Genomic DNA, 26,036 nt, shown 5'->3' with positions numbered 1-26,036 from the left:
GCTAATATTCGACGTCTATCCGGAAAGTGCGATTGCGGCGGCGCAATATCCACTTTCGGCGGATTTCTGCGCTAGCATGACGGCACACGCGACCCGGCGCACGATCGCGACCCATTCGTCGGATCGACGCGCGCGTCGCCCATACCAAGGCTGAGGCCCATGTCCCCAACGTCGTTCGAGCCGCTCGCGCTGCGTGCGCACCGGCTGTTCGAATCCCGCGATCTCGACGAAACGCGCGAGCGAATCTCGCGCGTGATGCAGCCGCACGCGTTGCTGCCGAGCGGCCGCGTGCAGGGTGCGTCGCACATGGATTTCGTCAAGCTGGGCGGGCTCGGGATCGGCACGATCGCGTTCGGCGACGCGATGCGCGTGCAGGTCGACGCCGTCGACGGCTACTACCTGCTGATGTTCTGCCTGTCCGGCCAGGCCGAGGTGCGCGCGATGGGGCGGCAGCTCGGCGTCGACGGCCAGACCGGCGTGCTGTGCGCGCCCGGCGAGCGCTTCGACGCGCTGCTGTCGGCCGATTGCGAGCAGTTCGTGCTGCGCATCGACGCGGCGACCGTCGGCGCGCTGACCGGCGACCCGCGCGCGACGCTCGACCCCGTGCTGCACATCAGCGACGCCGCGCTCGCCGCGTGGCGCCAGCAGCTGATGCTCGTCGCGCGCTCGCCCGAGTTGCTCGAACGCGCGAACGCGAACCCGCGCGTCGCGTCGCAGCTCGAGCATCTGCTGATCGACCTGCTGATCGAAGGCCATCCGCCGTCCGTGCTGCAGGCGTCGCATCGCGACCCCGCGCCGGGCTTCGTGCGGCGCGCGCAGGAGTTCGTCGATGCGCACTACGCGCAGCCGTTGCAGCTCGCCGATATCGTCCAGGCCGCCAACGTACCCGAACGGACGCTGCGCGACGCGTTTCTGCAATTCCGCGGGATGAGCCCGATGCAATACCTGCGCGCGACGCGGCTCGACCATGCGCGCGAGTTGCTGCGCGGCGCGGCGTCCCACCGGCGCATTGCCGATATCGCGCTCGATTGCGGGTTTACACACCTCGGGCGATTCGCGATCGCGTATCGGGAGAAGTTCGGCGAATCGCCGTCGGAGACGCTCGACGCGCAACGTCTGGCGTGACCGTCACCCTGCTTGCCCACCGCACTCGCCACGCGACTGCTTGCTCGCCCGCGTTGACCATGCCGGTACGGCACCTCGGCGCATCACCCTGCCCGAATTCGGCGACGCGCCCCGGGATCGACCGTTAGTTGCAATCGAAGCGGTAACGCCAGCCGTCACGCCGCCGGCACGATCATCTCCCGCGCAATCGCACAGAACGCCGCCGTGGCGGCGCTTTCGCCATGCAGCCGGCGGCTCATGATGATCGGCGACGTCGCGCCCGGCTCCGGCAGCCGCCGATAGACGACGCCCTTCACGCGCACGCCCTCGACGCTCTCCGGCACCAGCGACACGCCCACCTGCGCGGCAACGAGCCCGAGCGCCGTCTGCAGTTCGCGCACTTCGTGCACCGCCGCCGGCACGACCGCGCCGTCGCGCAGCGCCGACAACTGCTGATCGGCGAAGCTCGGCCGCGGCGTGCTCGGGTAGACGATCATCGTCTCGTTCGCGAGATCCGCGAGCGTCAGCGGCCGGGCCGGATCGGCGAGCCGATGCCCGACCGGCAGCGCCGCGATCAGCTTTTCCTCGATCAGCGCCTCGCGCACCAGCTGGTCGTCGTCGAAGCGCAGGCGGCCGAACCCCACGTCGATCCGCCCGCCTTTCAGCGCGCCGAGCTGTTCGAGCGTAAACATTTCGATCAGCGACAGCTCGACGTCCGGCTGCGCCTCGCGAAACGCGCGGATCACGTCCGGCAGCGCGCCGTACAGCGTCGACGGCACGAACCCGATCACGATCCGCTCCGACAGTTGCGCGAGCCGCCGCGTCAGCGGCCCGAGCTCGTCGGCCTGGTCGACCAGCCGTTTCGCCTGCGCATAGAACACGCGCCCGGCATCGGTCAGTTTCAGCGGCCGCGCGCCGCGCTCGAACAGCGGCAACCCGATCTCTTCCTCGATCGCCTGGAGCTGGCGGCTGAGCGGCGGCTGCGTCATGTGCAGCCGCTCAGCCGCCCGCGTGATGTTCATTTCCTCGGCGACGGCGATGAAGTAGCGGAGCTGACGCAATTCCATTTCATGCCTCAAAGGTATGGAAGTAGTCGGAAAGAGTGTTGGACGACGCGGGGCGGGCATTCCTACCATGTGCACCAACAGGAGGAATCGCATGATAGCAACTGCCGCCACCATCGAGCGCATCGACACGCTACTGGTCGACGTGCCGACGATCAGGCCCCACAAATTGTCGGTCGCCACGATGAATTGCCAGACCCTCGTGCTGGTCCGGATTCGATGCACGGACGGTATCGAAGGCGTCGGCGAGGCGACGACCATCGGCGGCCTCGCGTATGGCGAGGAGAGCCCCGAAAGCATCAAGGTCAACATCGATACCTACTTCGCGCCGCTGCTGCACGGCATGGACGCGACGCGCCCGGGCGCCGCGATGGCGCGGGCGCGCAAGCTGTTCCAGGGCAACCGCTTCGCGAAGTGCGCGATCGAGACCGCGCTGTTCGACGCGCAGGCGCAGCGCCTCGGCGTGCCGCTGTCCGAGCTGTTCGGCGGGCGCCGGACCGATGCGGTCGATGTCGCATGGACGCTCGCGAGCGGCGACACGCAACGCGACATCGCGGAAGCCGAAGCGATGTTGGAAGCCCGCCGCCACCGCGCGTTCAAGCTGAAGATCGGTTCGAACGCGGTCGCCGACGACGTGGCCCACGTCGTCGCGATCAAGCGCGCGCTCGGCGAGCGCGGCGACGTGCGCGTCGACGTGAACCAGGCCTGGAGCGAAACCGATGCGATCTGGGCCGGCGCGCGGCTGGCCGACGCCGGCGTGAGCCTCGTCGAGCAGCCGATCGCCGCGACCAACCGCGCGGGGCTGAAACGCCTCACGCAGCTCGCGCAGGTGCCGATCATGGCCGACGAGGCGCTGCACGGCCCCGTCGATGCGTTCGCGCTCGCGCGGGATCGCGCGGCCGACGTGTTCGCGGTGAAGATCGCGCAATCGGGCGGCCTGCAAGGCGCGGCGAGCGTCGCGTCGATCGCCGCGGCGGCCGGCATCGAACTGTACGGCGGCACGATGCTCGAAGGCGCGGCCGGCACGATGGCGTCCGCGCAACTGTTCAGCACGTTCGACTCGCTGAAATGGGGCACCGAACTGTTCGGCCCGCTGCTGCTCACCGAGGAGATCCTCGTCGAGCCGCTGCGCTACCAGGATTTCAAGCTGCATCTGCCGGCGGCGCCCGGCCTCGGCCTCACCTTCGACTGGGCCCGCATCGAACGGATGCGACGCGACGCCCGCTGATCCCCACACGACAACCGACACCGGAGACACAGATGAACAAGCAAGCCATCGACGCCCTGCTGAAGACCTTCGACGACGCCGCGGAAAAGCCCGGCAACCCGCGCGTGCGCGCGATCGTCAACCGGATCGTGAAGGACATCTGCTACACGATCGAGGACTTCGACGTGCAGCCGAGCGAGTTCTGGACGGCCCTGAACTACCTGAACGAAGCCGGCCGCGAATTCGGGCTGATCGCCGCGGGCCTCGGCCTCGAGCGCTTCCTCGACGTGCGGATGGACGAAGCCGAGGCAAAGGCCGGCATCCAGGGCGGCACGCCGCGCACGATCGAAGGGCCGCTCTACGTGGCGGGCGCGCCGGAATCGGTCGGCCATGCGCGCCTCGACGACGGCACCGATCCGGGCCAGACGCTCGTCATGCGCGGCCGCGTGCTCGGCCAGGACGGCACGCCGCTCGCGAACGCGCTGGTCGAGGTGTGGCATGCGAACCATCTGGGCAATTATTCGTACTTCGACCCGTCGCAGCCCGCGTTCAACCTGCGCCGCTCGATCCGCACCGACGCCGAAGGCCGCTACAGCTTCCGCAGCGTGCTGCCGGTCGGCTACAGCGTGCCGCCGGGCAGCAAGACCGAGCAACTGCTCGACCAGCTCGGCCGCCACGGCCATCGTCCCGCACACATTCACTTCTTCGTTTCGGCGGACGGTTATCGTAAGCTGACGACGCAGATCAACATCGACGGCGATCCGCATCTGTGGGACGACTTCGCGTTCGCGACGCGCGACGGGCTGATCCCGCCGGTGAAGCAAGCGGAGGGCGCGGAAGGCAAGCCGTACGGCGTCGACGGGCAGTTCGCGCTGATCGACTTCGACTTCACGCTGCTCAAGGAAAAGCAGGACGTGCCGGGCAGCGAAGTCGAGCGGGCCCGCGCGCAGGCGTGAGCGCCCGTCCCGTTCGACGAATCGACAACGCAAGGAGTGCAGGATGCTGTTTCATGTGGAAATGACCGTTCGCCTGCCGGCGGACATGGATCCGGTCAAGGCGGCCACGCTGAAGGCGGAAGAAAAGGCGATGTGCCAGCGGCTGATGAACGAAGGTGTCTGGCGTCATCTGTGGCGGATCGCCGGGCAGTACGCGAACGTCAGCATCTTCGACGTCGAAAGCGTGCAGCAGCTGCACGACGTGCTGAGCCAGTTGCCGCTGTTTCCGTATATGGAGATGGAAGTGCGGGCGCTGTGCCGGCATCCGTCTTCGGTGCGGGAAGACGATCGTTGAGCCACGATGAATCGCGGCCGTGACGAACGGCCACGAGATGCACGCCCCGGGCGGCCGGCGATGTCACGCAGGCCGCCCGGGTCTTTTGCATGTTGCAATGCGCGCCTGGCGGCGATGATCGGTGCCCCTCGCATCAGGGTGTGCGGTAACCGTCACGCAGCCAAATGCGCGGCAAACCCCACCTTCCCCGGCGCGATGTCCTCTTTCAACGTCAGCGCAGGAATCTCGTAATCGCCCGCGTTCTGCCGGCGAAACGGAATCGGCGGCGTGGTCCACAGATCGTCGAGACGCTGACCGAGCGCCGTACAGGTTTTGTCGAAGCGCGCGGCGTTCATCTTGCCCGTCTGATAGATCACGAACGGCGGCAGTACGTCGAACCCCGGGTAATACAGCACCCCGTGCTGGATCGGGAACAGCAAGTCGTCGATCGGCCCGTTGATGCCGCGCGGGCTGTAGTGCGGCTCCCACCCGCCCGTCGTGACGACCACCATCGCCCGCTTGCCGGCCAGCGAACCTTCGCCGTAGCGATCGCCCCAATGCGTATCGGAATGTTCGCCGACGCCGTACGCAAAGCCGTACGCGTACACGCGCTCGACCCAGCCTTTCATGATCGCCGGCATCGAGAACCACCACAGCGGAAACTGCAGGATCACCGCGTCGGCCCACTTCAGCTTGTCCTGCTCGTGCGCGATGTCGTCGCTTTGCGTACCCGCGGCGAACGCGCGCTTCGAATCGAGCGACGGATCGAACCGCGCGTCCGGCGCGCGATCGGTCACGTCGTTCGCATCGAGTACCGCCTTCCAGTTCATCGCATACAGGTCGCTCACCTGCACCGTATGGCCGGCCGCTTCGAGATGCGCGACGGCGAGGTCGCGCAGCGCGCCGTTCAGCGAACGCGGTTCGGGATGGGCATATACGATCAGCACCTTCATGTTCACCACTCCGTGAATTGGATGACTGCAGGATGCCGGTGACGACGGTATATTTGAAATGAATTCCCGATATTCCAGCTATAGCCATGACTAATCTCAGAAGGCTCGATCTGAACCTGCTCGTCACGCTGGACGTGCTGCTCACCGAGCACAACGTCACGCGCGCGGCCGAGAAGCTGAACATGTCGCAGCCGTCGGTCAGCGTGCAGCTGCAGAAACTGCGTGACGTATTCGGCGATCCGCTGTTGCTGCCGGGGCCGCGCGGGATGCGGCCGACCGCGCGCGCCGAAGCGCTGCGCGAGCCGTTGCGCGATGCGCTCGAGGCCGTCGAGCGCGCGGTGATCCCGGCCACGCCGTTCGATCCCGCGACCGCGACGAACACGTGGCGCGTGGCCGCGACCGACTACGGCGAATCGACGATCGTGCTGCCCGCGCTGCGCACGCTGCGTTCGACCGCGCCCGGCACGCGGCTGGCCGTCGTCGAGCTCGTGCCGCCGCGCATCGAGCAGGAGGCCGAACGAAACGGCACCGACCTGGCCTTTCATACGACCGAAGGATCGCCGCCCGGCATGCGGCGCCTGCCGCTGTTCGTCGAGCGCTACGTGCTGATCGGCCGTGCCGGCCATCCGAGACTGAAGCGGCGCCCCACGCTCGCGCAGTTCGGCACGCTCGAGCACGTGATCGTGTCGCCCGACGGCGGCGGCTTCGTCGGCGTGACCGACGAAGCGCTCGCGAAGGTGGGGGCCACGCGGCGCGTCGTGCTGTCGGTGCCGCACTTCCTGTTCGTGATGTCGGCCGTCGCGAGCACCGATCTCGTCGCGATGCTGCCCGAGCGGCTGGTGCGCGACGTGCCCGCGCTGCCCGTGGTGGAGGCGCCGGTCGAGGTGCCCGGCTATGAAATGTCGATGCTGTGGCACGAGCGCGTGCATCGCGACCCGGCGCATCGATGGCTGCGGGAGACGATCGCGGCGGCGGTGTAAATCGGCCGCCCGTTCGATGCGGCACGCGCTTCGCGCGCCGTCGCACGAAATTCTCCATTCGGGGCTTGAAACCGCACGGAACACTGTATATATTTACAGTGCTTTTGCACCATTTGACCCGAATTCCGTCATCCACCGACGAACGGACTTTTGTGAGGCGACCATGTTCCAGGCTTCCGCATTCGATCCCGAGCAACCCGGCTTCAATCCCGTCCACTTCGAGCGCGCCGCGCAGCGGGCGGTCGTCGATCTGCAGCGTGTCGTCGGCGGCCCCGCGCAGCGGGCGCTCGGCCTGCGCCGCCGCACGCATCCGGCGGCCGTGCGCACGATGAGCTGGCAGGCACTGCTGAACGTCGAGGAGCTGGCGTTCTCGAATGCCGGTTTCCTGAACCGCAACGATCCGAGAGTCGTCGATGCGTTCATCCGCCTGCGCGACAGCCGGCTGGTCGCCGCGGACGTCGAGGAACCGGTCGACTGGCGCCGCGACGACGACGACCTGCCGGCCGTCTACCTGATCGTCAAGGCGATGCTCGAAGCAGAAGAGGAAGAGCGGGCCGAAGCGGCCTGAGCCGCGCCGGCTGTTTGCGGCCCCGGTCCGCCGGCTCGCGCCGCCACGTCAGGTGGTGGCGCGGTCGATGCCGCGGCTCACTGCCGCCCGGCACCCGCGACAGCGCATCGGGCGGCAAGCCGCGGGGCGGCGCGCGGCCTGATCATCGCCACGCGATGTTCGCCCGAGCGACTGTCTCGGCAGCCGCCCGTTACAACCGCGCCGCCAGCCGCGCGCCCTGATCGATCGCGCGCTTCGCGTCGAGTTCGGCGGCCAGTTCCGCGCCGCCGATCAGGTGCACCGAGCGCCCGGCCGCCTGCAGCGGCGCGAGCAACGCACGTTGTGGCTCCTGCCCCGTGCAGAGCACGATCGTGTCGGCTTCGATCAGCTCGTGATCGGTGCGCTGCTCGCCGTACGACACATGCAGCCCGCGCGCATCGATCCGCTCGTAGTTCACGCCGCCGATCATCTTCACCTGCTTCATCTTCAGCGTCGCCCGGTGAATCCAGCCGGTCGTCTTGCCAAGGCCCTTGCCGAGCGGCGCAGCCTTGCGCTGCAGCAGCGTCACTTCCCGCGCAGGCGCCGACACCTGCGCACGCGTCACGCCGCCGCGCGTCGTAGCCGGATCGGTCACGCCCCACTCGGCCTTCCATTCCTCCAGATCGAGTGCCGGCGACTCGCCGTCCTGCACCAGAAACTCGGCGACATCGAAGCCGATCCCGCCCGCGCCCACCACCGCGACCCGCCGGCCGACCGGCTGCCTGCCCGCGAGCACGTCGATATAGCTGAGCACGTTCGGTCCGTCCTGGCCGGGAATCTTCGGGTCGCGCGGCGCGACGCCGGTGGCGAGCACGATCTCGTCGTAGCCGCTCGCGATCAGGTCGCTCGCATCGACACGACGATTCAGGTGCAGCTTCACGCCGGTCAGCTCGACCTGCCGGCCGAAGTAGCGCAACGCTTCGTGAAACTCTTCCTTGCCCGGAATCCGCTTCGCCATGTTGAACTGGCCGCCGATCTCGGCCGCGCCGTCGAACAGGTCGACCTGATGGCCGCGCTGCGCGAGCACCGTCGAACAGGCGAGCCCGGCCGGCCCCGCGCCGACCACCGCGATGCGCTTGGGCCGCGGCGCGGGCGTGTAGGTCAGCTCGGTCTCGTGGCACGCACGCGGATTCAGCAGGCACGACGCGATCCGGTTCTTGAACGCGTGATCGAGGCATGCCTGGTTGCAACCGATGCAGGTGTTGATCTCGTCGGCGCGGCCCTGCGCGGCCTTGACGACGAACTCGGCATCCGCGAGCAGCGGGCGCGCCATCGACACCATGTCCGCGCAGCCGTCCGCGAGAATCTGCTCGGCCACTTCGGGCCGGTTGATCCGGTTGGTCGTCACGAGCGGGATGCCGACCTCGCCCTTCATCTTCTTCGTCACCCACGCGAACGCGCCGCGCGGCACCGATGTCGCGATCGTCGGCACGCGCGCCTCATGCCAGCCGATCCCCGTGTTGATGATCGTCGCGCCCGCGCGCTCGACCGCCTTCGCGAGCTGCACGGTTTCGCGCCAGTCGCTGCCGTCCGGAATCAGGTCGAGCATCGACAACCGGTAGATCAGGATGAAGTCGCGGCCGACCGCTTCGCGCGTGCGCTCGACGATCTCGATCGGCAGGCGGATGCGGTTCTCGTACGAGCCGCCCCACTCGTCGCTGCGCTTGTTCGTATGCATCGAGATGAACTGGTTGATCAGGTAGCCCTCGGAGCCCATGATCTCGACGCCGTCGTAACCGGCTTCGCGGGCCAGCTTCGCGCAGCGCACGAACGCGCGGATCTGCCGCTCGACGCCGCGCGCGCTCAGTTCGTGCGGCGCGAACGGCGAGATCGGCGACTTGATCTTCGACGGCGCGACCGCGAACGGGTGATAACCGTAGCGGCCCGTATGCAGGATCTGCAGCGCGATCTTGCCGTCCTCCGCGTGCACCGCGCCGGTGATCTCGCGATGCCGGCGCGCGGCGGCCGACGTCATCAGCGTGCCGCCGAGCGGCTTGGTCCAGCCGGCCACGTTCGGCGCGAAGCCGCCCGTCACGATCAGGCCGACCCCGCCGCGCGCACGCTCGGCGAAATAGGCGGCGAGGCGCGGCAGCGTCTTGCGGCTGTCCTCGAGGCCGGTGTGCATCGAGCCCATCAGCACGCGGTTCTTCAGCGTCGTGAAGCCGAGATCGAGCGGGGCGAGCAGGTGCGGAAAGGGTGTCGTCATGATGATTCGGCCGATAAGCGATGCGTGACATCGTAGGCGCGCGCCGCCTTGAACGTGAGGGGGCAAACAGCCATAATGCTTGTCATTTCCGGCCAAATCGACATGACTTCCCCGTCTCGCAAGGATCGCCTCGGGCTGCGCCGGCCAACGATTCCGGTCGCCTATACGCGCCTGCTGCTGCAGGCGCTGGCCGCGCGCGGCGTCGACCTGGCCGCGGTGCGCGCCGGCACGGGCCTGCGCGACGCGGTGCTGGCCGAAGCGGACGCACGCGTCGCGCCGTCGCAATGGGGGCGGCTCGTGCTCAACGCGATCGAAATCGGCGGCGACCCGGGCATCGGGCTCGCGTTCGGGCTGCTGCTGAAGCCGACCGTGCACGGCTTTCTCGGTTACGCGACGCTGACCGCGCGGGACATCCGCGAAGCGCTGTCCGTCACGCAACGCTACTTCCGGATGCGCAATCGCCAGTACCGGCTGACCTATGCGGAAGACGAACGCGGCGCGACGCTCGAGTTGCACGGCGTGCAGGCGAACCCCGTGCTGCAGCATCACGTGATGTTCGAATTCGTGCTGACCGGGCTCGCGCAGAACATCTCGCAATGGTCCGGCCGCGCGTCACCGCCGATCGAGCTGCGATTCGCCTGGCCGGAGCCCGCGTATTTCGCACGCTACCGCGATACGTTGCCGCCGGTGGCATTCGGCTGCGCGGCCAACGCGCTGTGGATCGCGCGCGATGCGCTCGACTGGCCGCTGCCGCTCGCCGACGACGTCGCGCACCGGCAAGCGCTCGTGCAGGTGGAGCGCGAATACGCGCAGGTGCGGCAGGAGGAAGGCGATCTGGTCGAGCGCGTACGCGCGGAACTGGCGCGCGCAGCCGGCGATTATCCGGGGCCGGACACGCTCGCCGATGCGCTGCTCGTGTCGACGCGCACGCTGCGGCGGCGGCTCGAGGAAGCCGGGTCGAGCTATCGGCAGTTGCTCGACGAAGCGCGGTTTCGCGACGCGAAGCAGTTGCTCGCCGCGTCGGATCTCGATCTGAAGACGATCGCCGAACGGCTGCAATTCACCGACCCGGCGAATTTCACGCGCGCGTTCCGGCGCTGGGCCGGGCAGACGCCGAGCGCGTACCGGGAAGCGGCTGGGGGAGCGGCGCGCGAATGACACGGGGATGCCGCGAGCACGCGGTGCCTACCCGGCAATTCATCGGTATGATCAATGCCACACCGGTGCCCCCCGTCTTGCCTATGCGCAATCACACTACCCTGATCGAGTCGACGATCGACCGTATCGATACGAATCTGATCCGTATCGAAGCCGATATCAAGAAAGTACCGCTTTATCGCCTGACGATGCAGGACGCCTGCTACTTCATCGCGGCCAGTGACGTCGACGCGGAAGCGTTCAAGCAGATCGATCAATTGAAGCGCGGCATGGCGGTGCGCGCATGCGTCTTCGAGGATCGCGGTCGTCGCGGAATCGCATGGATCAGGAGCAACGACGTGGCGATCGCGCCTTACGATGCGCTCGCGCAGAAACAGCGCAACGTGTCGCTGCTCACGTGGACGTCGTGCATGCTCGTGCTGAGCCTCGCGATCGGTGCAGCCGCATACAACGCAAGCTGGGCGCTCATCGTGGCGCTGGCCTTGTTCGCGAGCATCATCAGCGTATTGGGCGGCTCGCTGGCGCTCGCCGGCCTGTCCGACCTGATCTTCAAGCCTCAGCGGCGCGAGGCACAGCAAAAGTGGCAATACGAACCCGCCAGTTTCACGGTGGAACGGAGCAGCACATGACTGATCGTACGTTGCGAATCACATCCGGTTGCGTGACATCGGTCGTCCAGAAGACGATCAGCACGGAGGTCTGGAGCAACAACCTCGGCTGGACCACGCAAAGCATCGAGGAGATCGCGCTGCAGCTCGATGCATTCGACGCGCCGCTCGTGCTCAGGACGAGCGGCACGCACCGCCTGTTCATCGTCACGGGCGATCGGCTGAATGTTGCCTATGCCGAAGGCCGGGATCGACTGACCGTCTACGGCATCCGCAACAGGACCGATGGCTCCGTCTATCTCGTTCGTCCCGCGAAAGTCGCCGCCGCTCGGACTGATGTGTTCGTGACGCTGTTCATTCTCGTCACGCTGGCCCTCGTCGCCGGCATCATGTCCGCGATAGCGCGAAACACGGAAGGGATGGTCGACGCGATCACGTGGTTCGGCGCGGGCACGATCGGCCTGTTCGTGCTCAGTACGATCTTGCGCACCACGTTCGGCCTGATCGCGTGGCCCGAAATCCGCCGGCTCACGCAGCCCGGCGGCAGGCGCGAGATGAATGCCGCCCGCCGTGCGCTGTCGCTCGCAAGCGCCGAGACGCGGAACATACGCTTCCTCTGACGCGACCGGTACGCGACTGTCGCGTCAGCGGCCGATCTCGATCCGCGCGCCGCCGTCCCCGTCGCCCGCTTCGATCCGCACATCGCCCGTGGCGGCGACGATCGCGTCGTACACGTCGTCCGTCACGCATACCACCGGCACCGCGATCGCATACAGCTCGGCGGCCACGATCGCGCCGATCGAGATGATCAGGTCCCGCTCCTTCAGCACGATCCCGACCGGCCCCGTGCCGTTGCGCACCGCTTCCGCGAGCACGCTGCTGCTCGAACTCGAGCCCTTCGCGTGCGGCATCACCATCACCTTGCCGGCGAGGCTCGCGCCGGCCTGCGGATGCCCGCGATCGACGATCCTGCCCGCGCCCGAGTCGTAGCCGCCCCAGAAGCTGAGCGGCTTGTCGAGAACGAACGGACGCGCGCACGCGGTGCCCGGCACGAGCGTGTCGCCCATCAAGAATGTGCGCGTCGTTTCAGTCATCGAATCGCACCTTGCCTTCGTATGCGGAGCGCACGCATTCGCGCATGCTGCCGTACGCGACCGTCACGCCGATGTTCGCGGGCGCATACGACGCCCATTTCCCCGAGTTGGTCATCACGAGCCCCGACAGCTGTTTCATCACCGGCGTGATGTACGTGCAGGTATCGACGACGATCTGGATGCCGCGCGCGGCGAATTTCTCCGCGAGGCCGGCTTCCTCCAGCTCCCACAGAATGAAGCGGCTCGTGTTCACGTAGAAGTCGCACGCCGGCTTGCCGTCGAACGCGTCGAGCAACGTGTCGAGCGTGCGGAATTCGGCCAGCGAAAAATGCGGCGTGCCGAGCGCGACCGCGACGAGCGCGTCGCCGGCCGCACCGTGATTCAGCGTGCGGCGAATCTCGTCGAGATCGCCCATCGTGACATCGACCGTGCGTTGCGCGGCGTGCCCGTGCAACGCCGCGTCGAGCGTCGGCGCCTCGGGCGTCACGCCGACCGCATGGAACAGCGCGACAGCCCCGCTCGACGCCGCGGCCGCGCCGAGCGCCTTGAGTTCGTCCTCGGTGGTATCGGCCGGCAGCCCGACGATCGCCGGTACGATCGCGCCCGCGATCTTGCCGATCGCCAAACCAAGCGCGGCGAAGTAGATGTCGCGCGACGGCAGGCCGGTGAAATCCGGTGCATTGAACACGATCCGCGCGGCACGGTTCGCGTCGACATGCAGCCCCGCATACGGCGCGCGCCCGGTGATCGCGGCGGCCAGGTCGAGAAAATCGCCGTAGCGGCTCGTGCGCGCGCCGAGCACCGAGTTCGCGAACACGATCGCATTCGATTCGGCCCACGCGATCTGCTCGCCCATCGCGGGACGATGCTTCAGCTGATACGGCGCGCACGTGAAGCTCGATTCGCAGCCGAGCTGCAAATGCGCGTCCATCAGGCGCTGCGCATCGCGCTGGATCGTGCGGTCGCCGTGATACAGCTCGGGATGGATCAGGTCGAGCGACCCGACGTTCAGCGTGGTCGGCACCGCGACCTTCGCGCCCGTGTCGACGAAATACTCGACGAAGTCGACGCTCGTTTGCCCGTGATACAGGCAACCGTCGATATGGGCAGACGTAATGTCGATCAGGTGCGGCGCGGACATTACTTGCGCCGTGCGCGCGACGATGCGCATCGCACGCGCGACGCCGTCGCCGAAATCCCCGCGCAACATCGCGTCGTCGCGGTCGCTCAACTGCAGCATCGGTTGCTCCTCGTGACTCGTATCCGGCCGGCGCCGCCGCCGGCTCGTGAAATCGGTCAGAGGACTCTACAACTGGAAACAAAAACTGTCCAGATTGCAACCGAACCAAACACGATTAAAACCAATTCTCGCAACAGGAAGCTTCGAGGGCGACCAATGGCTCGAATTTCGCACCAGTTGACCGCCCCGCCTAGCGCTCCGCGGTCAGGCTGAACAGCTCCTCGCGCAACGCTTTCGCGCGATCGCGGCCGAACTGCGTGTCGAATTCGTCCTGCGCGGCCTGCCATGCGACTTTCGCCTGCGCGAACGTTCGCTCGCCGCGCTTCGTGAGATGGAGCGCATGCGCACGCGCATCGTGCTCGGCCGCCGCCGTCGCGACGAACCCGTCGCGCTGCAGCGGCTTCAGCGCGCGCAGCAACGTCGTGCGGTCCATCACCAGCGTATCGGCGAGTTCGCTCATCAGCAGGCCGGGCCGGTGCGCGAGATTCACCATGATCGAGAACTGGGCGGGCGTGACGCCGACCGGGGCCAGATGGCGTTCGTACAGTTGCGTGACGAAGCGCGCCGCCTGACGCAGCGCGAGACAGTTGCACGTCTGAGCAATCGAGATGTCGTTCATGTTCGGCAATCTATATGTGCATATGCATAAAGTCAATGTACACTCCGCCGTAACAGGGTCGGCGAACGGTCGGCGGCCGGCCATCGCGTCAAGGAGACGGACATGGACTACATCGACAAGCTGCGGATCTTCCGGTCGGTGGTGGAGATGCGCAGCTTCACACGCGCCGCCGACATGCACGGCCTCGCGCGGCCGGTCGTGTCGCGCGCGGTCGCGGATCTGGAGGCGCGTTTCGGCAGCCGGCTGCTGCACCGGACCACACGCCAGGTGTCGCTGACGGAGACGGCCGAGCGCATCTACGAGCGTTGCGCGGCGGTGCTCGACGAGCTCGACGCACTGGAAGCGCAAGCGCAGACGCACACGCGCGAGCCCGAAGGCCTGCTGCGCCTCGTCGCGCATACGACAGCCGCGCTGAACCGGCTCGTGCCGCTGATCGCCGGCTTCAAGGCCGCACACCCGAACGTGCGCCTCGACGTCACGCTGACCGAGCGTCCGGTCGATCTGGTCGGCGAAGGCTACGACATCGGCATCGTCGTGCCGTACATGCTGACGAGCGAATCGACCGTCGTGCGGCTGATCGAGCGCATTCCGGTCGTGATCGTCGCGACGCCTGCGTATCTGCAGACGCATGCGCGCCCCGAGACGCCGGCCGACCTCGCCGATCATCCGTTCGTGCCGATCTCGCCGTCGCTGCGCCGCCCGGCGCTGTCGTTCCGCGTCGACGGCAACCTGCTCACCGTGCCGTTCCGTTTCGACATCTCGTCGAACAGCCCCGTGTTCAACCGGGAAATGGTGATGCACGACTTCGGCATCGGCGTCGTCCCGAAAACGCTCGTCGAGGCCGAACTCGCGTCGGGCGCGCTCGTGCAGTTGCTCGAAGGCGCGGATCTCGTCGATGCATTCGTCGAAATCAAGCTCGCGTACGCGAACCGCGCCTTGCTGCCCGCGAAGGTGAAGGCGTTCATCGACTACACGGCCGCGTATTGCGATCGCGAAGGCTGGAGCGTGCCGGCGGCGGCGTGACGTGACACGGCGCGGTACGGGAACGCGCTTTTCGACATCGATTGGTACGGCCACGACACCAATCTGATCCCGCCCCGGCCATCGCTCCGCGCAATCCTTCGCCCTAACATGTGTACATGCACAAGACCACGCTCACCGATGACGATTGCTTCGCGGTCCGGCAAGCCGCCCGGCGGATCTCGCAGTTCTACGAGCGTTACCTGTCGCGGGCGGGTGTGACGCCATCGCAGTACAGCATCCTCGCACTGCTGCGCGAGCGGCCGGGCCTGACGATGGCGACGCTGTCGAACGTGCTGGTGATCGAACGCACCGCGCTGCTGCGTGCGCTCAAGCCGCTCGTCGGCGCGGCGCTGGTGACGGGCCGGATCGAGCCGCCGTGTCGCGGCCAGACGTTCGCGCTGACCGCGGACGGCGAAACGAAGGTCGCCGACGCGGATGTGCACTGGCTCGCCGCTCAGGAAGCATTCGAGCGGCGCTTCGGGCCGATGCAGGCGGCCCGCCTGAGAGACGAATTGTTCCGGATCACGCACAACCTGCCGGAACGCTAGCCCTTTCCCCGATCGGCACGACGTCGTCGGTCGCTTTGATTAGTGCATATACATAGGTGAATCGATGGATACGACCCAAGCCGCTGCCTCGTCACGCGAAGCAGCTACAACCGACCAACCGGCGAAACAGCAACGCCGCGTGCCGTGGATGCGCATCGCGGTAGGCGCCGTCGTCGTCGCGGTCGCGGCCGCCGCGCTCGACTGGCTGTTCGTGCTGCGCTTCCAGGAAAGCACCGACGATGCGTATGTCGGCGGCGACGTCACCGTGCTCGCGCCGAAGGTCAACGGCTTCGTCGACAAGATTCTCGTGACCGACAACCAGCGCGTGAAGGCCGGCGACGTGCTCGTGCAGCTCGATGCGCGCGACTACGACGCGAAGCTCGCGCAGGCCAGCGCCGAAGTCGACAGCGCACGCGCCGCCGTGACCGAACTCGAAGCGAAGCAGCAACTGCAATACGCGGTGATCGGCCAGCACGCGGCGGACAAGAACGCGTCGTCAGCCGAATTGACGCGCGCCGCATCGGACCGCGTGCGCTACCGCGAGCTCGTGAAATCGGACGCCGTCTCGAACCAGATCGTCGAGCGCGCGGACGCCGATTACGCGAAGGCCGGCGCGGCCGTCGAACGCAGCGACGCCGCGCTGCTCGCGTCGAAGCGGCAGCTCGACGTGCTTGGCGCACAGCTCGCCGACGCGCGGGCCCGCGTGAACACCGCGCTTGCCGCGCAGCGCGTCGCGGCGCTCAACGTCGAATACACGACGATCCGCTCGCCGGTCGACGGTTACGTCGGCAATCGCACCGGCCGCGTCGGAATGCTCGCGAACGTCGGTGTACCGCTGCTGACGGTCGTACCGGCTTCCGGGCTATGGGTCGACGCGAACTTCAAGGAAGACCAGTTGCGCAAGATGCGCGCGGGCGACCGCGTCGATGTCGCGCTCGATGCGTCCGGCACGCGCCTGCACGGCCGCGTCGACAGTCTGGCACCCGCGACCGGCGCGACGTTCAGCGTGCTGCCGCCGGAGAACGCGACCGGCAACTTCACGAAGATCGTCCAGCGCGTGCCCGTGCGCGTGCATCTCGATCCGCAGCCGGGTATCGAGCAGGTGCTGCGCCCGGGGCTCTCCGCGGTCGTGACCGTGCATACCGACCACACGAACTGAGCGGGAGCCGACGATGACCACCGCGTTTTCCGGCGACCCCGCGTCGCAACCGACCCGGCAGCGCGTGTTCGCGTTCGCGCTGATGTGCGTCGGCTTCTTCATGGCGACGCTCGACATCCAGATCGTCGCGTCGTCGCTGCGCGACATCGGCGGCGGGCTGTCCGCGAGCCAGGACGAACTGTCGTGGGTGCAGACCGCCTACCTGATCGCCGAGATCATCGTGATCCCGATGTCGGGCTGGCTGTCGAAGGTGATGTCGACGCGCTGGCTGTTCGTCGCGTCGGCCGTCGGTTTCACGATCACCAGCATGCTGTGCGGGCTCGCGTGGGACATCAACTCGATGATCCTGTTTCGCGGCCTGCAGGGTGCGCTCGGCGCCGCGATGATCCCGACCGTGTTCACCACCGCGTTCGTGCTGTTCCCCGGCAGGCAGCGGCTGATCGCGTCGACGACCATCGGCGCGCTCGCGTCGCTCGCGCCGGCGATCGGCCCCGTGATCGGCGGCTGGATCACCGACCAATGGTCGTGGCACTGGCTGTTCTACCTGAACCTCGTGCCGGGCATCGCGGTGGCCGCGCTCGTGCCGCGCTACGTGCATATCGACGTGCCCGATCTGAGCCTCATCAAGCGCGGCGACTATCTCGGCATCGCGCTGATGTCGGGCTTCCTCGGCTGCCTCGAATACGTGCTCGAGGAAGGCCCGCGCAAGAACTGGTTCGGCGACGACGCGATCGTCTTCTGCGCGTGGATCTCCGGCATCTGCGGCTTTCTGTTCATCGTGCATGCGCTGACCGCGAAGGATCCGATCGTCGACCTGCGCGCGCTCGCCGTGCGCAACTTCGGCATCGGCAGCCTGCTGTCGTTCGTCACCGGCATCGGGATTTTCGTGACCGTGTTCCTGACGCCGCTGTTTCTCGCGCAGGTGCGTGCGTTCAGCTCGCTGCAGATCGGCATGGCGCTGCTGTCGGTCGGCGCGTTCCAGTTGATCGCGCTGTGCGCGTATGCGTTCGCCGCGCGCTACGTCAGCATGCGTGCGCTGCTCGTGTTCGGGCTGATCTGTTTCGGCCTCGGCTGCTACCTGTACACACCGATCACGCACGACTGGGGCTGGCAGGAACTGCTGCTGCCGCAGGCGCTGCGCGGCATCGGCCAGCAGTTCAGCGTGCCGCCGATCGTGACGATGGCGCTCGGCTCGCTGCCGCAATCGCGGCTGAAATCGGCGAGCGGGTTGTTCAACCTGATGCGTAATCTCGGCGGCGCGATCGGCATCGCGGTGAGCGCGACGATGCTCAACGACCGGCTGAATTTTCACTATCTGCGGCTGAACGAACACGTGAGCGCCGGCGAACCGCAGGTCGCATCGCTGCTCGATCGCCAGGCCGCGTACTGGGGATCGGTGGCCGGCAACACGCTGAATACCGCGCAGGCCGGGCTCGCGAACCTGCATCGGCTGGTCTATCGCGAAGCGCTGACGCTCACCTATGCGGATGCGTACTACGCGCTGTCGCTGTGCTTCGTCGTCGCGCTGCTTGCCGTCGTGTTTTCCAAACCCATTACGTTGAACGCGCCGCCGCCGGACGCGCACTGAGGCCAAGGAATCGTCATCATGAAGAAGCTACTCGTCGCGCTGGCCGTCAGCGCATTCGCCGCCGGATGTGCGGTGCAGCCCGCGCAGCATCCCGCGTTGAACGAATCCGTTCAGACGCTCGCGCCCACCGCGTGGGACACCGACGTGCCGCGCGCGGACGTCGATGCCGCCGCCTGGTGGGCGCAATTCCACGACCCCGTGCTCGACCGGCTGATCGCGACCGTGCTCGACGGCAACCTCGATCTGCAAGCCGCCGCCGAACGCGTGAAGCAGGCGCAGGCACTGACCGTGCAGAAGCGCGCGGCGCTGCTGCCCGAACTCGACGCGACCGCACATGCGGCCGACGCGCGGCAGAACACGCCGCCGCTCGGTTATGTGCGGCAGGCCGGCGCGGGGCTCGCGCTGAGCTGGTCGCCCGATGTGTTCGGCGGCGAACGGCTCGACCTGCTCGCCGCTCAAGCGGAATTGGTCGGGCAAAAGCATGCGGAAGACGCGATGCGCCTCGCGCTCGCGGCCGATGCGGCATCCGCGTATGTCGATCTGCGCTGGGCACAGCAGGAATTGAAGATCCTGCAGGACAACGCGAAGATCCGGCAGCATGCGCTCGAACTCACGCGCAAGCGGCAGGCGTTCGGGCTGTCGACGGAACTCGACGTGACGCGCGCGCAGAACCAGCTCGATGCGCTCGAAGCGAGGATCGCGCCGACGCAGTCGCAGATTTCGCATCAACTGAATCTGATTGCCGTGTATTCGGGGCGGACGCCGGAATCGGTCGATCGGCTCGTGCTGGCGCAGACGGGCGAGATTCCCGCGCCGCCAGCGGGTGCGCCGGGGACGTTGCCTTCGCAGGCGTTGTTGCGGCGGCCCGATGTGCTGACTGCCTATGCTCAGGTCGAGCGGCGTGCAGCGCAAGTGGGCGTGGCGAAGGCCGAGCGGTATCCGAAGTTTTCGTTGAACCTGACGGACGGGATTCTCGCGGCTTCGTATCTCGGGTTGCCGACGTTGACCGACAACCTGTTCAGCGCGGCGTTGAGTGCGACGAGCCCGATCTTCAACGCGGGGCGCATTACCGCCGATATCTCGCAGAGCGAAAGCCGGATGCGCGAGTCGGAACTCGGGTTACGGCAGACGATGCTGCAAGCGCTGCGGGAAGTCGAGGATGCGCGCGCGAATCTCGTCAGTTCCGACGAGGCGACGCGGCGGCTCGATAGTGCATTGGCGGCTTCCGATAAGGCGCTCGGGTTGGCGAATCAGCTTTATAAGGGCGGCGCGACGGATTTTCTGGATGTGCTGTCCGCGCAGGAGGTCTATCTGCGCGATTCGGATTCGCTCAATCAGGTCAAGCGCGAGCATGCGCTGGCCGCGGTGGCGTTGTATCGGTCGCTCGGGGGTGGGTGGAGCAGGAATGACGCGGTGGGTGGGACGGAGGCGGAAACCGACGCTGTGGCGAAGAACTAGACGGGAGCACGACGCGGCGCCGGCTTCCATGCTTGCCGGCGCCCCATGCTCCAGCCGCACGATCCGAGACATTGGACCGACGACAACGCGATCGAGTCAACCGCCCATCGCGCGATGGCGAATTCGCGTATGCCGCGACGACCCGGTCATCCAGCGTCGGGCCAACGATAGCCGATCACCTCATGCAACGGATACGCAAGCTCCCGGACTTCTTCCAGCTGATTGCCGCCGAACAGATGGACGTGTTCGGCATCGTGACGCAGGTAGAACCCGACGTGCCCTTTCCAGCTCGTCGGATCGTCGCGCGTGAGGATCGCGATGCAGCCGTAGACCGGGCGCTCCAGCGGTTTGCCCCATTCGAGCCAAGAGCGTGCGAGCGCGGAGCCGGTGCCGCGGAATCCCGCGTGCGCCATGCACCAGTTCACGAAGGACGAACACCAGGAAATCTTGTCGTCGTAGCCGACCAGGTTCGTCTGGTTGTTGTATTCGACGATGCGCGGGTTGATGCTGCCGGGCGGATGGCGGCGGATGCCGAGTTCGGCCAGCGCGACGGCCATCCACGGCGGATGGGCGGCCTCCGGGCTGCGCTCAGGATGGGACAGGGTCACGTCGTTCTCGGGCGAATGTGATGTACGTGCAATCTTCGCACGAATGCGGAGATTGGCAAGCAGCGCTCGGTCCGCCCTGGCCTGCCAGGCCGGCACCGCGGCGCGGCCTTCAACCGCGCGTGTCGACCCAGTGGCGTGCCCAGCGTGCCGAGTGCCGCAGCGCTTGCGCTTCACTCGCGAAGTAGTCGAGCGAATAGAACTGGTAGCGGCCTTCGGCAGACGCGCCGTCGACGCGTTCGAGCAGCAGGTTGGCTGAAAAACTGCCGTCGGGCAAACGATGCGCCGAGGGCTGGACGGCATAGCCGTTGTATCGATGATGATGTTTGTTTCGCATTTTTAATTTTAATAATGATCGACCGCGCGTACCGTGCGAAAGGTGCACGGATGCGCCGATTCAAGGCCATTGCGAGCCGAATCCGAAGCAGTCGGAAAGTGAAAATCAGGCGCTGCGGCCGGAGGGGGGAATGAAGTGCAACGAGGCGTGTGACGCTCGGTCAGCGGCTGACTCAACCGAGGCAGCCAGAAACGATCGCGCCAACTTTAGGAGACCAGGCTCCGTGAGGATGTCGCTGCGACCCGGCGCCCATCGCGGGCGGCCGGGCCCTTCAAACTTTACAGCGGCTTAATGTTGGCCGCTTGCAGACCCTTCGGGCCTTGCTTCGTCTCGAAGCTCACTTTCTGGTTTTCAGCCAGCGTCTTGAAGCCGTCGGCACGAATTTCCGAGAAGTGAGCGAACAGATCGTCGCCGCCGTTGTCCGGCGTGATGAAGCCAAAGCCTTTGCTGTCGTTGAACCACTTGACGATACCGGTATCCATGAAGATTCCTTGATAAAAAATAAAAAGATTTGCTCTGGTGAAGAGCGCGTGAAGCGTCAAGGAGGGAGAGGACAACGAATACCGCTGGAGGGAGCGATCAATTGATGAACAGCAATCGGACTTCTTGGACTTCGACGCACACACTAACCGCCGGGCAGGCGCGCGTCAACCGCTAACTTGTAACTGTTTGACTCCACGACCCGCTTTTCGGGCGAAGCGATGCGGCCCTAACTGGCTGCGCGCGTTGTAATTTCCGTTCGATCCGCCCGTATCATGGAGGCAGCGCCCTCGACTCCCTGCCCGCCATGCGCATCACGCCGCTCCCGCCCCTTCAGTGCCTCATCGCGTTCGAAGCCGCGGTGCGGCACGCGAGTTTCACGAAAGCCGCCGCCGAACTGCACCTGACCCAAAGCGCGATCAGCCGCCAGATCCAGCAGCTCGAGGAATTCCTCGGCCGCTCGCTGTTCGTGCGCGAGCACCGTTCGCTGCGGCTGACGATCGCCGGCGAGCAATACGCGGCACAAGTCCACCGTCTGCTCGTGCAATGCGCGGAAGCCACGCACGACGTGATGAAACCGTACGGCGATCTCGAACTGACGATCGCGTGCTCGTCCGGCGTCGCCGTGCTGTGGCTCACGCCGCGGCTACCGCACTTTCGCGCCGCGTATCCCAACATCAAGCTGCGCCTGATCGTGCGCGACGGTCTTGCATCGATGTCGCCCGCGGAATTCGACGTCGGCGTCTACTACGTGCGCCAGCAGGCGCCGGCCGAATACACCGCACGACGGCTGTTCGACGAGGAAGTGTTCCCCGTCTGCGCGCCCGGCTATCTCGCCGGCCGCACGCTCGACGCGGCCGATCTCGCGCACGAAACGCTGCTGCGCCTCGAAGACGGCCAGCGCCAATGGATGTCGTGGTCCGAATGGTTCGACCTGAACGACGTCGACCGGCAGAAGGCGCAGCCGCAGGACATCACGATCAACTCCTATCCGCAGATCGTGCAGATGACGATACTCGGTCAGGGCGTGTCGCTCGGCTGGCGTTACATGATCGACGCCTGCCTCGAAGCCGGCCTGCTCGTGCGCGTGACGGAAGCGTCCGCGAGCCACGGCGGCGGCTATTACGTGATCTCGCCGAACGACCGCGCGCAGAACCAGGCCGCCCGCCTGTTCACCCGCTGGCTGTTCGAACAGGCGGAGCAGCAAACCGGGGCCTGACTCGCCCCGCACGACCCATGCGTGCAGCGCATGCAGGCATGCGAATCTTTCGTTTCAGAAAAAATTGCGGCTCTCCTTAGCATGGGATTCAAGCGGGGCAGCCGTCCCGTCTTCTGACCAAGGAAGAGACCATGCAAGGAACGCTTTCCCCGCGCGCCGCGCCTGCCGTCGATGCGGCGGTGCAACAGCGCCGCCGCGCCATCGTCGCGACCGTGATCGGCAACGGCCTCGAATGGTTCGACTTCACCGTCTACAGCTTCTTCGCGGTGATCATCGCGAAGCTGTTCTTCCCGACCGGCAACGAACTGACGTCCGTGCTGCTGACCGTCGCGACGTTCGGCGTGGGCTTCTTCATGCGGCCGGTGGGCGGCATCGTGCTCGGCGTCTATGCCGACAAGGTCGGACGCAAGGCCGCGCTGTCGCTCACGATCCTGCTGATGGCGGCCGGCACCGCGCTGATCGGGATCGCGCCGACCTACGAACAGGCCGGCATCGCCGCGCCGCTGATGATCGTCGTCGCGCGGCTGCTGCAAGGCTTCTCGGCCGGCGGCGAGATGGGCGGCGCCACCGCGTTCCTCACCGAATACGCGCCGCCGGAGAAGCGCGCGTATTACTCGAGCTGGATCCAGTCGAGCATCGGCTTCGCGGTGCTGCTCGGCGCGGCGACCGGCACGTTCGTCACGACGTCGCTCGACACGCAGGCGCTGCATAGCTGGGGCTGGCGGCTGCCGTTCCTGCTCGGGATCATCGTCGGGCCGGTCGGGTACTTCATTCGCAGCCATATCGACGAGACGCCCGCGTTCAGCGCCGTCGAATCGCAGGCGAAGGAAAGCTCGCCGCTGAAGGAAGTGCTGCACACGTATCCGCGCGAGACGTTCGCGAGTTTCTCGATGGTCATCCTGTGGACCGTCTGCACCTACGTGCTGCTGTTCTACATGCCGACCTATTCCGTGCGCACGCTGCATCTGCCGCAATCGACGGGCTTCACGGCCGGCATGGTCGGCGGGCTGATGATCATGTGCTGCTCGCCGATCGTCGGACGACTCGCCGACGCGTGGGGACGGCGCGTGTTCCTGTCCGGCGCGGCGCTCGCGATCCTCGTGCTCGCGTGGCCGATGTTCTCGTGGATCAACCATGCGCCCGGGTTCGCGTCGCTGATCGTGTTCCAGGCCGTGTTCGGCGTGCTGATCGCGGCCTATACGGGGCCGATCCTCGCGGCGTTCGCGGAGCTGTTTCCGACCAAGGTGCTGTCGACCGGGTTGTCCGTCGCGTACAACTTCGCGGTGACGATCTTCGGCGGGTTCGCGCCGTTCCTGATCACGTGGCTCATCGCCCGCACCGGCAGCAACATGGCGCCCGCGTTCTACGTGATGCTCGCGGCGGCCGTCAGTTTCGTCGGCACGCGCTTCGTGAAGGATGCGAAGCGTGCGGCCGCCACGACTCGATAAGGATTTTTGCTCATGACCATTACCGTGCTTCAAGGCGGCAACGTACTCGACCTCGAACGAGGCGTGTTGCTCGAACATCATCATGTCGTGATCGAAGGCGAGCGGATCGTCGAAATCACCGATCGGCCGGTGGATTTGCCGAATGCGCAGGTGATCGATGCGCGCGGCAAGACCGTGATGCCGGGGTTCATCGATTGCCATGTGCATGTGCTGGCGTCGAGTGCGAACCTCGGCGCGAATGCGACGCAGCCGAATATTCTCGCGGCGATTCGGTCGCTGCCGATTCTCGATGCGATGTTGTCGCGTGGGTTCACCAGTGTGCGGGATGCGGGGGGCGCGGATTGGAGCTTGATGCAGGCCGTTGAGACGGGGTTGATTCCGGGGCCGCGGATTTTTCCGTCGGGGAAAGCGCTGTCGCAGACCGGTGGGCATGGGGATTTCCGGCCGCGTGGTGATGTGCTGGAGCCCTGCTCCTGCTGTTTCAGGACGGGGGCGATTGCGCGCGTCGTCGATGGCGTCGAAGGGGTTCGGCTCGCCGTGCGTGAGGAGATTCAGAAAGGCGCGACGCAGATCAAGATCATGGCGTCAGGCGGCGTGGCTTCGCCGACCGATCCGATTGCGAACACGCAGTATTCGGAGGACGAGATTCGGGCGATCGTTGATGAGGCTGAAGCCGCGAATACTTATGTGATGGCGCATGCGTATACGGGGCGGGCGATTGCGCGGGCTGTGAGATGCGGTGTGCGGACGATCGAGCATGGGAATCTGGTGGATGAAGCGGCTGCGGTGCTGATGCAGGAGCGGGGGGCGTTTGTGGTGCCGACGCTGGTGACTTATGACGCGCTGGCGAAACATGGGGCGGAATTCGGGATGCCGGCGGACTCCATCGCGAAGGTGGCTTCCGTGCAGCAGAAAGGACGCGAGTCGCTTGAGATCTATGCGAAGGCCGGGGTGAAGATGGGGTTCGGGTCGGATCTGCTCGGGGAGATGCACGCGTTTCAGTCCGGGGAGTTTCGGATTCGGGCGGAAGTGCTTGGGAATTTGGAAGCGCTTAGGTCGGCGACGACGGTGGCAGCGGAGATCGTCAATATGACGGGGCAGCTTGGGGTGGTTGCGGTAGGCGCGATCGCCGACCTCGTCGTGCTGGATGGGAATCCGCTTGAGGATATTGGGGTGGTGGCTGATGAAGCCGCGCGGGTCGAGTATGTGTTGCAGCGGGGAGCGGTTGTGAAGCGGCGGGCTGGTGGGCGGTGATGTGACGCCATTCGGTTATTTCAGCAGGCGCGGTGCGGCCTCACCGGCCCTTGCGGTCGTGACAGTTGTTGACGGTGGCTACAGGTATGAGTCGCGGCGTTCGCGGCAATGGCCGGGGCTGTGTCGCCCCGGCGGTCAATCGCATTCGGGAAACGCCTGCTTCCACTCGCTAGAGCCGCATCAAGCGGCCCTTGCAGACGTTACAGCGGCGGCGGTACCCAATCAGGATCGTGGTACGGCTGCTCTCGCAGCGCCAACTGGCCGTAGTCCGGCGTGATCGTGATCGTCCGCTTGGCATCGCAGACTCTCAGGTACACGCGGTCGCCCGGCTTGAATCCGAAGATCTTGAAATTGATATCGATCGCCTTCATCCACGGCAGGTACGGCCAGCCCCGCTTGGGAAGGTCCGGGTAGTTGCGAAGGACCAGCTCAAACGTCTTCTGCATGTTGACGGGTTTGTTCTTTCTACGACGTGGCTTAGTATTGGCGTCAGCCATTTCCGACTCCTTGTACGAGTTGGTGGTGGTCAGCGGGTCGTATGGGTTGCCGCCCATGCGGCCCGCGCTTCTTTGTTGCTTCAGGTTTCCCCTTTTTTCTCCCCTCTTCGCTGGGTCTTGTTGGGCAAGACGGCTTTCTTTCGACCATCGGGGCGGAGGGGCTGCGTTCAGCTTCCGATGGCGAGAAGCATGGCTTCATGACCAGTGTAGTCGGGCTGGCATCTCAGAATTGGGGAAACAGAAGGCGGTGGCCATTCGGTATAGAAACGCGCGCCCCAGCACACGCCATCGTAGTCAGTCGAATGCAGCAGACGAAGCACTGCGCAAACAGC

27 protein-coding genes are annotated in these 26,036 nt (G+C 66.2%); 17 read left to right on the top strand and 10 right to left on the bottom strand.

Features of this window, described 5'->3' with window-relative positions; genetic code table 11:
• The first annotated feature begins 159 nt into the window (after window positions 1–159).
• Entirely contained in the window at window positions 160–1,125 is a 966-nt protein-coding gene (gene andR / locus HWX62_RS06920; protein ID WP_175932306.1) for an anthranilate 1,2-dioxygenase regulatory protein AndR, read from the top strand.
• Between the two features lie 155 nt (window positions 1,126–1,280).
• On the opposite strand, the gene HWX62_RS06915 is transcribed toward andR, so the two are convergent.
• Window positions 1,281–2,171 (bottom strand): LysR family transcriptional regulator, encoded by an 891-nt coding sequence (locus HWX62_RS06915; RefSeq protein WP_175932305.1) that lies wholly within the window; start codon window positions 2,169–2,171, stop codon window positions 1,281–1,283.
• Window positions 2,172–2,262: 91 nt separating this feature from the next.
• Here HWX62_RS06915 and HWX62_RS06910 point away from each other — a divergent pair, with 91 nt between their 5' ends.
• The 3 genes from HWX62_RS06910 to catC are packed head-to-tail and all read left to right on the top strand — an operon-like array spanning window position 2,263 to window position 4,665.
• Entirely contained in the window at window positions 2,263–3,396 is a 1,134-nt protein-coding gene (locus HWX62_RS06910) for a muconate/chloromuconate family cycloisomerase (RefSeq protein WP_175932304.1), read from the top strand.
• A gap of 32 nt (window positions 3,397–3,428) precedes the next feature.
• Window positions 3,429–4,331, top strand: a complete 903-nt coding sequence (gene catA / locus HWX62_RS06905) for a catechol 1,2-dioxygenase (protein ID WP_175932303.1) — start codon at window positions 3,429–3,431, stop codon at window positions 4,329–4,331.
• 43 nt (window positions 4,332–4,374) lie between these two features.
• Entirely contained in the window at window positions 4,375–4,665 is a 291-nt protein-coding gene (gene catC, locus HWX62_RS06900; RefSeq protein ID WP_059448784.1) for a muconolactone Delta-isomerase, read from the top strand.
• Between the two features lie 152 nt (window positions 4,666–4,817).
• Here catC and HWX62_RS06895 read toward each other — a convergent pair whose 3' ends face one another.
• A complete protein-coding gene (locus tag HWX62_RS06895) occupies window positions 4,818–5,597 on the bottom strand; it encodes an NAD(P)H-dependent oxidoreductase (protein WP_175932302.1) in 780 nt (259 codons plus the stop codon).
• 86 nt (window positions 5,598–5,683) lie between these two features.
• Between HWX62_RS06895 and HWX62_RS06890 the strand changes: the two genes are divergently transcribed.
• Window positions 5,684–6,577: a LysR family transcriptional regulator gene (locus tag HWX62_RS06890; protein ID WP_175932301.1), complete on the top strand. Its 894-nt coding sequence runs from the start codon at window positions 5,684–5,686 to the stop codon at window positions 6,575–6,577.
• Between the two features lie 163 nt (window positions 6,578–6,740).
• Window positions 6,741–7,145, top strand: coding sequence for a DUF2471 family protein (locus HWX62_RS06885; protein WP_175932300.1), 405 nt, complete (start codon window positions 6,741–6,743; stop codon window positions 7,143–7,145).
• 190 nt (window positions 7,146–7,335) lie between these two features.
• Here the strand turns inward: HWX62_RS06885 and HWX62_RS06880 are convergent, their stop codons facing one another.
• Complete coding sequence (locus tag HWX62_RS06880; RefSeq protein WP_175932299.1) at window positions 7,336–9,369, bottom strand: NADPH-dependent 2,4-dienoyl-CoA reductase; 2,034 nt, start codon at window positions 9,367–9,369, stop codon at window positions 7,336–7,338.
• A 75-nt stretch (window positions 9,370–9,444) separates the two neighbouring features.
• On the opposite strand from HWX62_RS06880, the gene HWX62_RS06875 reads away from it, so the two are divergent.
• Genes HWX62_RS06875 through HWX62_RS06865 form a run of 3 tightly spaced genes read left to right on the top strand, consistent with a single transcriptional unit; the run spans window position 9,445 to window position 11,755 of the window.
• Complete coding sequence (locus tag HWX62_RS06875; RefSeq protein ID WP_175932298.1) at window positions 9,445–10,527, top strand: AraC family transcriptional regulator; 1,083 nt, start codon at window positions 9,445–9,447, stop codon at window positions 10,525–10,527.
• 23 nt (window positions 10,528–10,550) lie between these two features.
• Complete coding sequence (locus HWX62_RS06870) at window positions 10,551–11,156, top strand: hypothetical protein (protein ID WP_244135988.1); 606 nt, start codon at window positions 10,551–10,553, stop codon at window positions 11,154–11,156.
• Window positions 11,153–11,755, top strand: coding sequence for a hypothetical protein (locus tag HWX62_RS06865; protein WP_175932297.1), 603 nt, complete (start codon window positions 11,153–11,155; stop codon window positions 11,753–11,755). The genes HWX62_RS06870 and HWX62_RS06865 overlap by 4 nt, the downstream gene beginning before the upstream one ends.
• Window positions 11,756–11,779: 24 nt before the next feature.
• On the opposite strand, the gene HWX62_RS06860 is transcribed toward HWX62_RS06865, so the two are convergent.
• The 3 genes from HWX62_RS06860 to HWX62_RS06850 all read right to left on the bottom strand — a co-directional run bounded on the left by HWX62_RS06860 (window position 11,780) and on the right by HWX62_RS06850 (window position 14,088).
• A complete protein-coding gene (locus HWX62_RS06860; RefSeq protein ID WP_175932296.1) occupies window positions 11,780–12,229 on the bottom strand; it encodes a DUF126 domain-containing protein in 450 nt (149 codons plus the stop codon).
• Complete coding sequence (locus HWX62_RS06855; protein ID WP_175932295.1) at window positions 12,222–13,469, bottom strand: aconitase X; 1,248 nt, start codon at window positions 13,467–13,469, stop codon at window positions 12,222–12,224. The genes HWX62_RS06860 and HWX62_RS06855 overlap by 8 nt, the downstream gene beginning before the upstream one ends.
• Window positions 13,470–13,659: 190 nt before the next feature.
• On the bottom strand, window positions 13,660–14,088 hold the full coding sequence (locus HWX62_RS06850) for a MarR family winged helix-turn-helix transcriptional regulator (RefSeq protein WP_175932294.1): 429 nt from the start codon (window positions 14,086–14,088) through the stop codon (window positions 13,660–13,662).
• Window positions 14,089–14,190: 102 nt separating this feature from the next.
• On the opposite strand from HWX62_RS06850, the gene HWX62_RS06845 reads away from it, so the two are divergent.
• From HWX62_RS06845 to HWX62_RS06825, 5 genes are all read left to right on the top strand, one after another.
• On the top strand, window positions 14,191–15,111 hold the full coding sequence (locus HWX62_RS06845) for a LysR family transcriptional regulator (protein ID WP_175932293.1): 921 nt from the start codon (window positions 14,191–14,193) through the stop codon (window positions 15,109–15,111).
• A gap of 116 nt (window positions 15,112–15,227) precedes the next feature.
• Window positions 15,228–15,659, top strand: a complete 432-nt coding sequence (locus HWX62_RS06840; protein ID WP_175932292.1) for a MarR family winged helix-turn-helix transcriptional regulator — start codon at window positions 15,228–15,230, stop codon at window positions 15,657–15,659.
• 64 nt (window positions 15,660–15,723) lie between these two features.
• The gene (locus HWX62_RS06835; RefSeq protein WP_175932291.1) at window positions 15,724–16,818 is read left to right on the top strand and encodes an HlyD family secretion protein; all 1,095 of its coding nucleotides are present in this window, start codon (window positions 15,724–15,726) and stop codon (window positions 16,816–16,818) included.
• A gap of 13 nt (window positions 16,819–16,831) precedes the next feature.
• Window positions 16,832–18,406, top strand: coding sequence for a DHA2 family efflux MFS transporter permease subunit (locus HWX62_RS06830; RefSeq protein ID WP_175932290.1), 1,575 nt, complete (start codon window positions 16,832–16,834; stop codon window positions 18,404–18,406).
• A gap of 18 nt (window positions 18,407–18,424) precedes the next feature.
• Window positions 18,425–19,864 (top strand): efflux transporter outer membrane subunit, encoded by a 1,440-nt coding sequence (locus tag HWX62_RS06825; RefSeq protein WP_175932289.1) that lies wholly within the window; start codon window positions 18,425–18,427, stop codon window positions 19,862–19,864.
• Between the two features lie 146 nt (window positions 19,865–20,010).
• On the opposite strand, the gene HWX62_RS06820 is transcribed toward HWX62_RS06825, so the two are convergent.
• The 3 genes from HWX62_RS06820 to HWX62_RS06810 all read right to left on the bottom strand — a co-directional run bounded on the left by HWX62_RS06820 (window position 20,011) and on the right by HWX62_RS06810 (window position 21,288).
• Entirely contained in the window at window positions 20,011–20,421 is a 411-nt protein-coding gene (locus HWX62_RS06820) for a TIGR02594 family protein (protein WP_175932391.1), read from the bottom strand.
• Between the two features lie 160 nt (window positions 20,422–20,581).
• Entirely contained in the window at window positions 20,582–20,806 is a 225-nt protein-coding gene (locus HWX62_RS06815) for a hypothetical protein (protein ID WP_175932288.1), read from the bottom strand.
• A gap of 278 nt (window positions 20,807–21,084) precedes the next feature.
• Entirely contained in the window at window positions 21,085–21,288 is a 204-nt protein-coding gene (locus HWX62_RS06810; RefSeq protein ID WP_006485974.1) for a cold-shock protein, read from the bottom strand.
• Between the two features lie 305 nt (window positions 21,289–21,593).
• On the opposite strand from HWX62_RS06810, the gene HWX62_RS06805 reads away from it, so the two are divergent.
• The 3 genes from HWX62_RS06805 to HWX62_RS06795 all read left to right on the top strand — a co-directional run bounded on the left by HWX62_RS06805 (window position 21,594) and on the right by HWX62_RS06795 (window position 25,207).
• Entirely contained in the window at window positions 21,594–22,505 is a 912-nt protein-coding gene (locus HWX62_RS06805; RefSeq protein ID WP_175932287.1) for a LysR substrate-binding domain-containing protein, read from the top strand.
• Between the two features lie 131 nt (window positions 22,506–22,636).
• On the top strand, window positions 22,637–23,953 hold the full coding sequence (locus HWX62_RS06800; RefSeq protein WP_175932286.1) for an MFS transporter: 1,317 nt from the start codon (window positions 22,637–22,639) through the stop codon (window positions 23,951–23,953).
• Between the two features lie 12 nt (window positions 23,954–23,965).
• On the top strand, window positions 23,966–25,207 hold the full coding sequence (locus HWX62_RS06795; protein ID WP_175932285.1) for an amidohydrolase family protein: 1,242 nt from the start codon (window positions 23,966–23,968) through the stop codon (window positions 25,205–25,207).
• 200 nt (window positions 25,208–25,407) lie between these two features.
• Here HWX62_RS06795 and HWX62_RS06790 read toward each other — a convergent pair whose 3' ends face one another.
• The gene (locus HWX62_RS06790) at window positions 25,408–25,704 is read right to left on the bottom strand and encodes a hypothetical protein (RefSeq protein WP_077021487.1); all 297 of its coding nucleotides are present in this window, start codon (window positions 25,702–25,704) and stop codon (window positions 25,408–25,410) included.
• Window positions 25,705–26,036 lie beyond the last annotated feature (332 nt).

The organism is Burkholderia sp. BCC0506, from assembly GCF_902833145.1.
Lineage (GTDB): Bacteria > Pseudomonadota > Gammaproteobacteria > Burkholderiales > Burkholderiaceae > Burkholderia.
The sequence above is the reverse complement of the archived record's forward strand: the minus strand, read 5'-3'. Positions and strand labels throughout refer to the sequence as shown.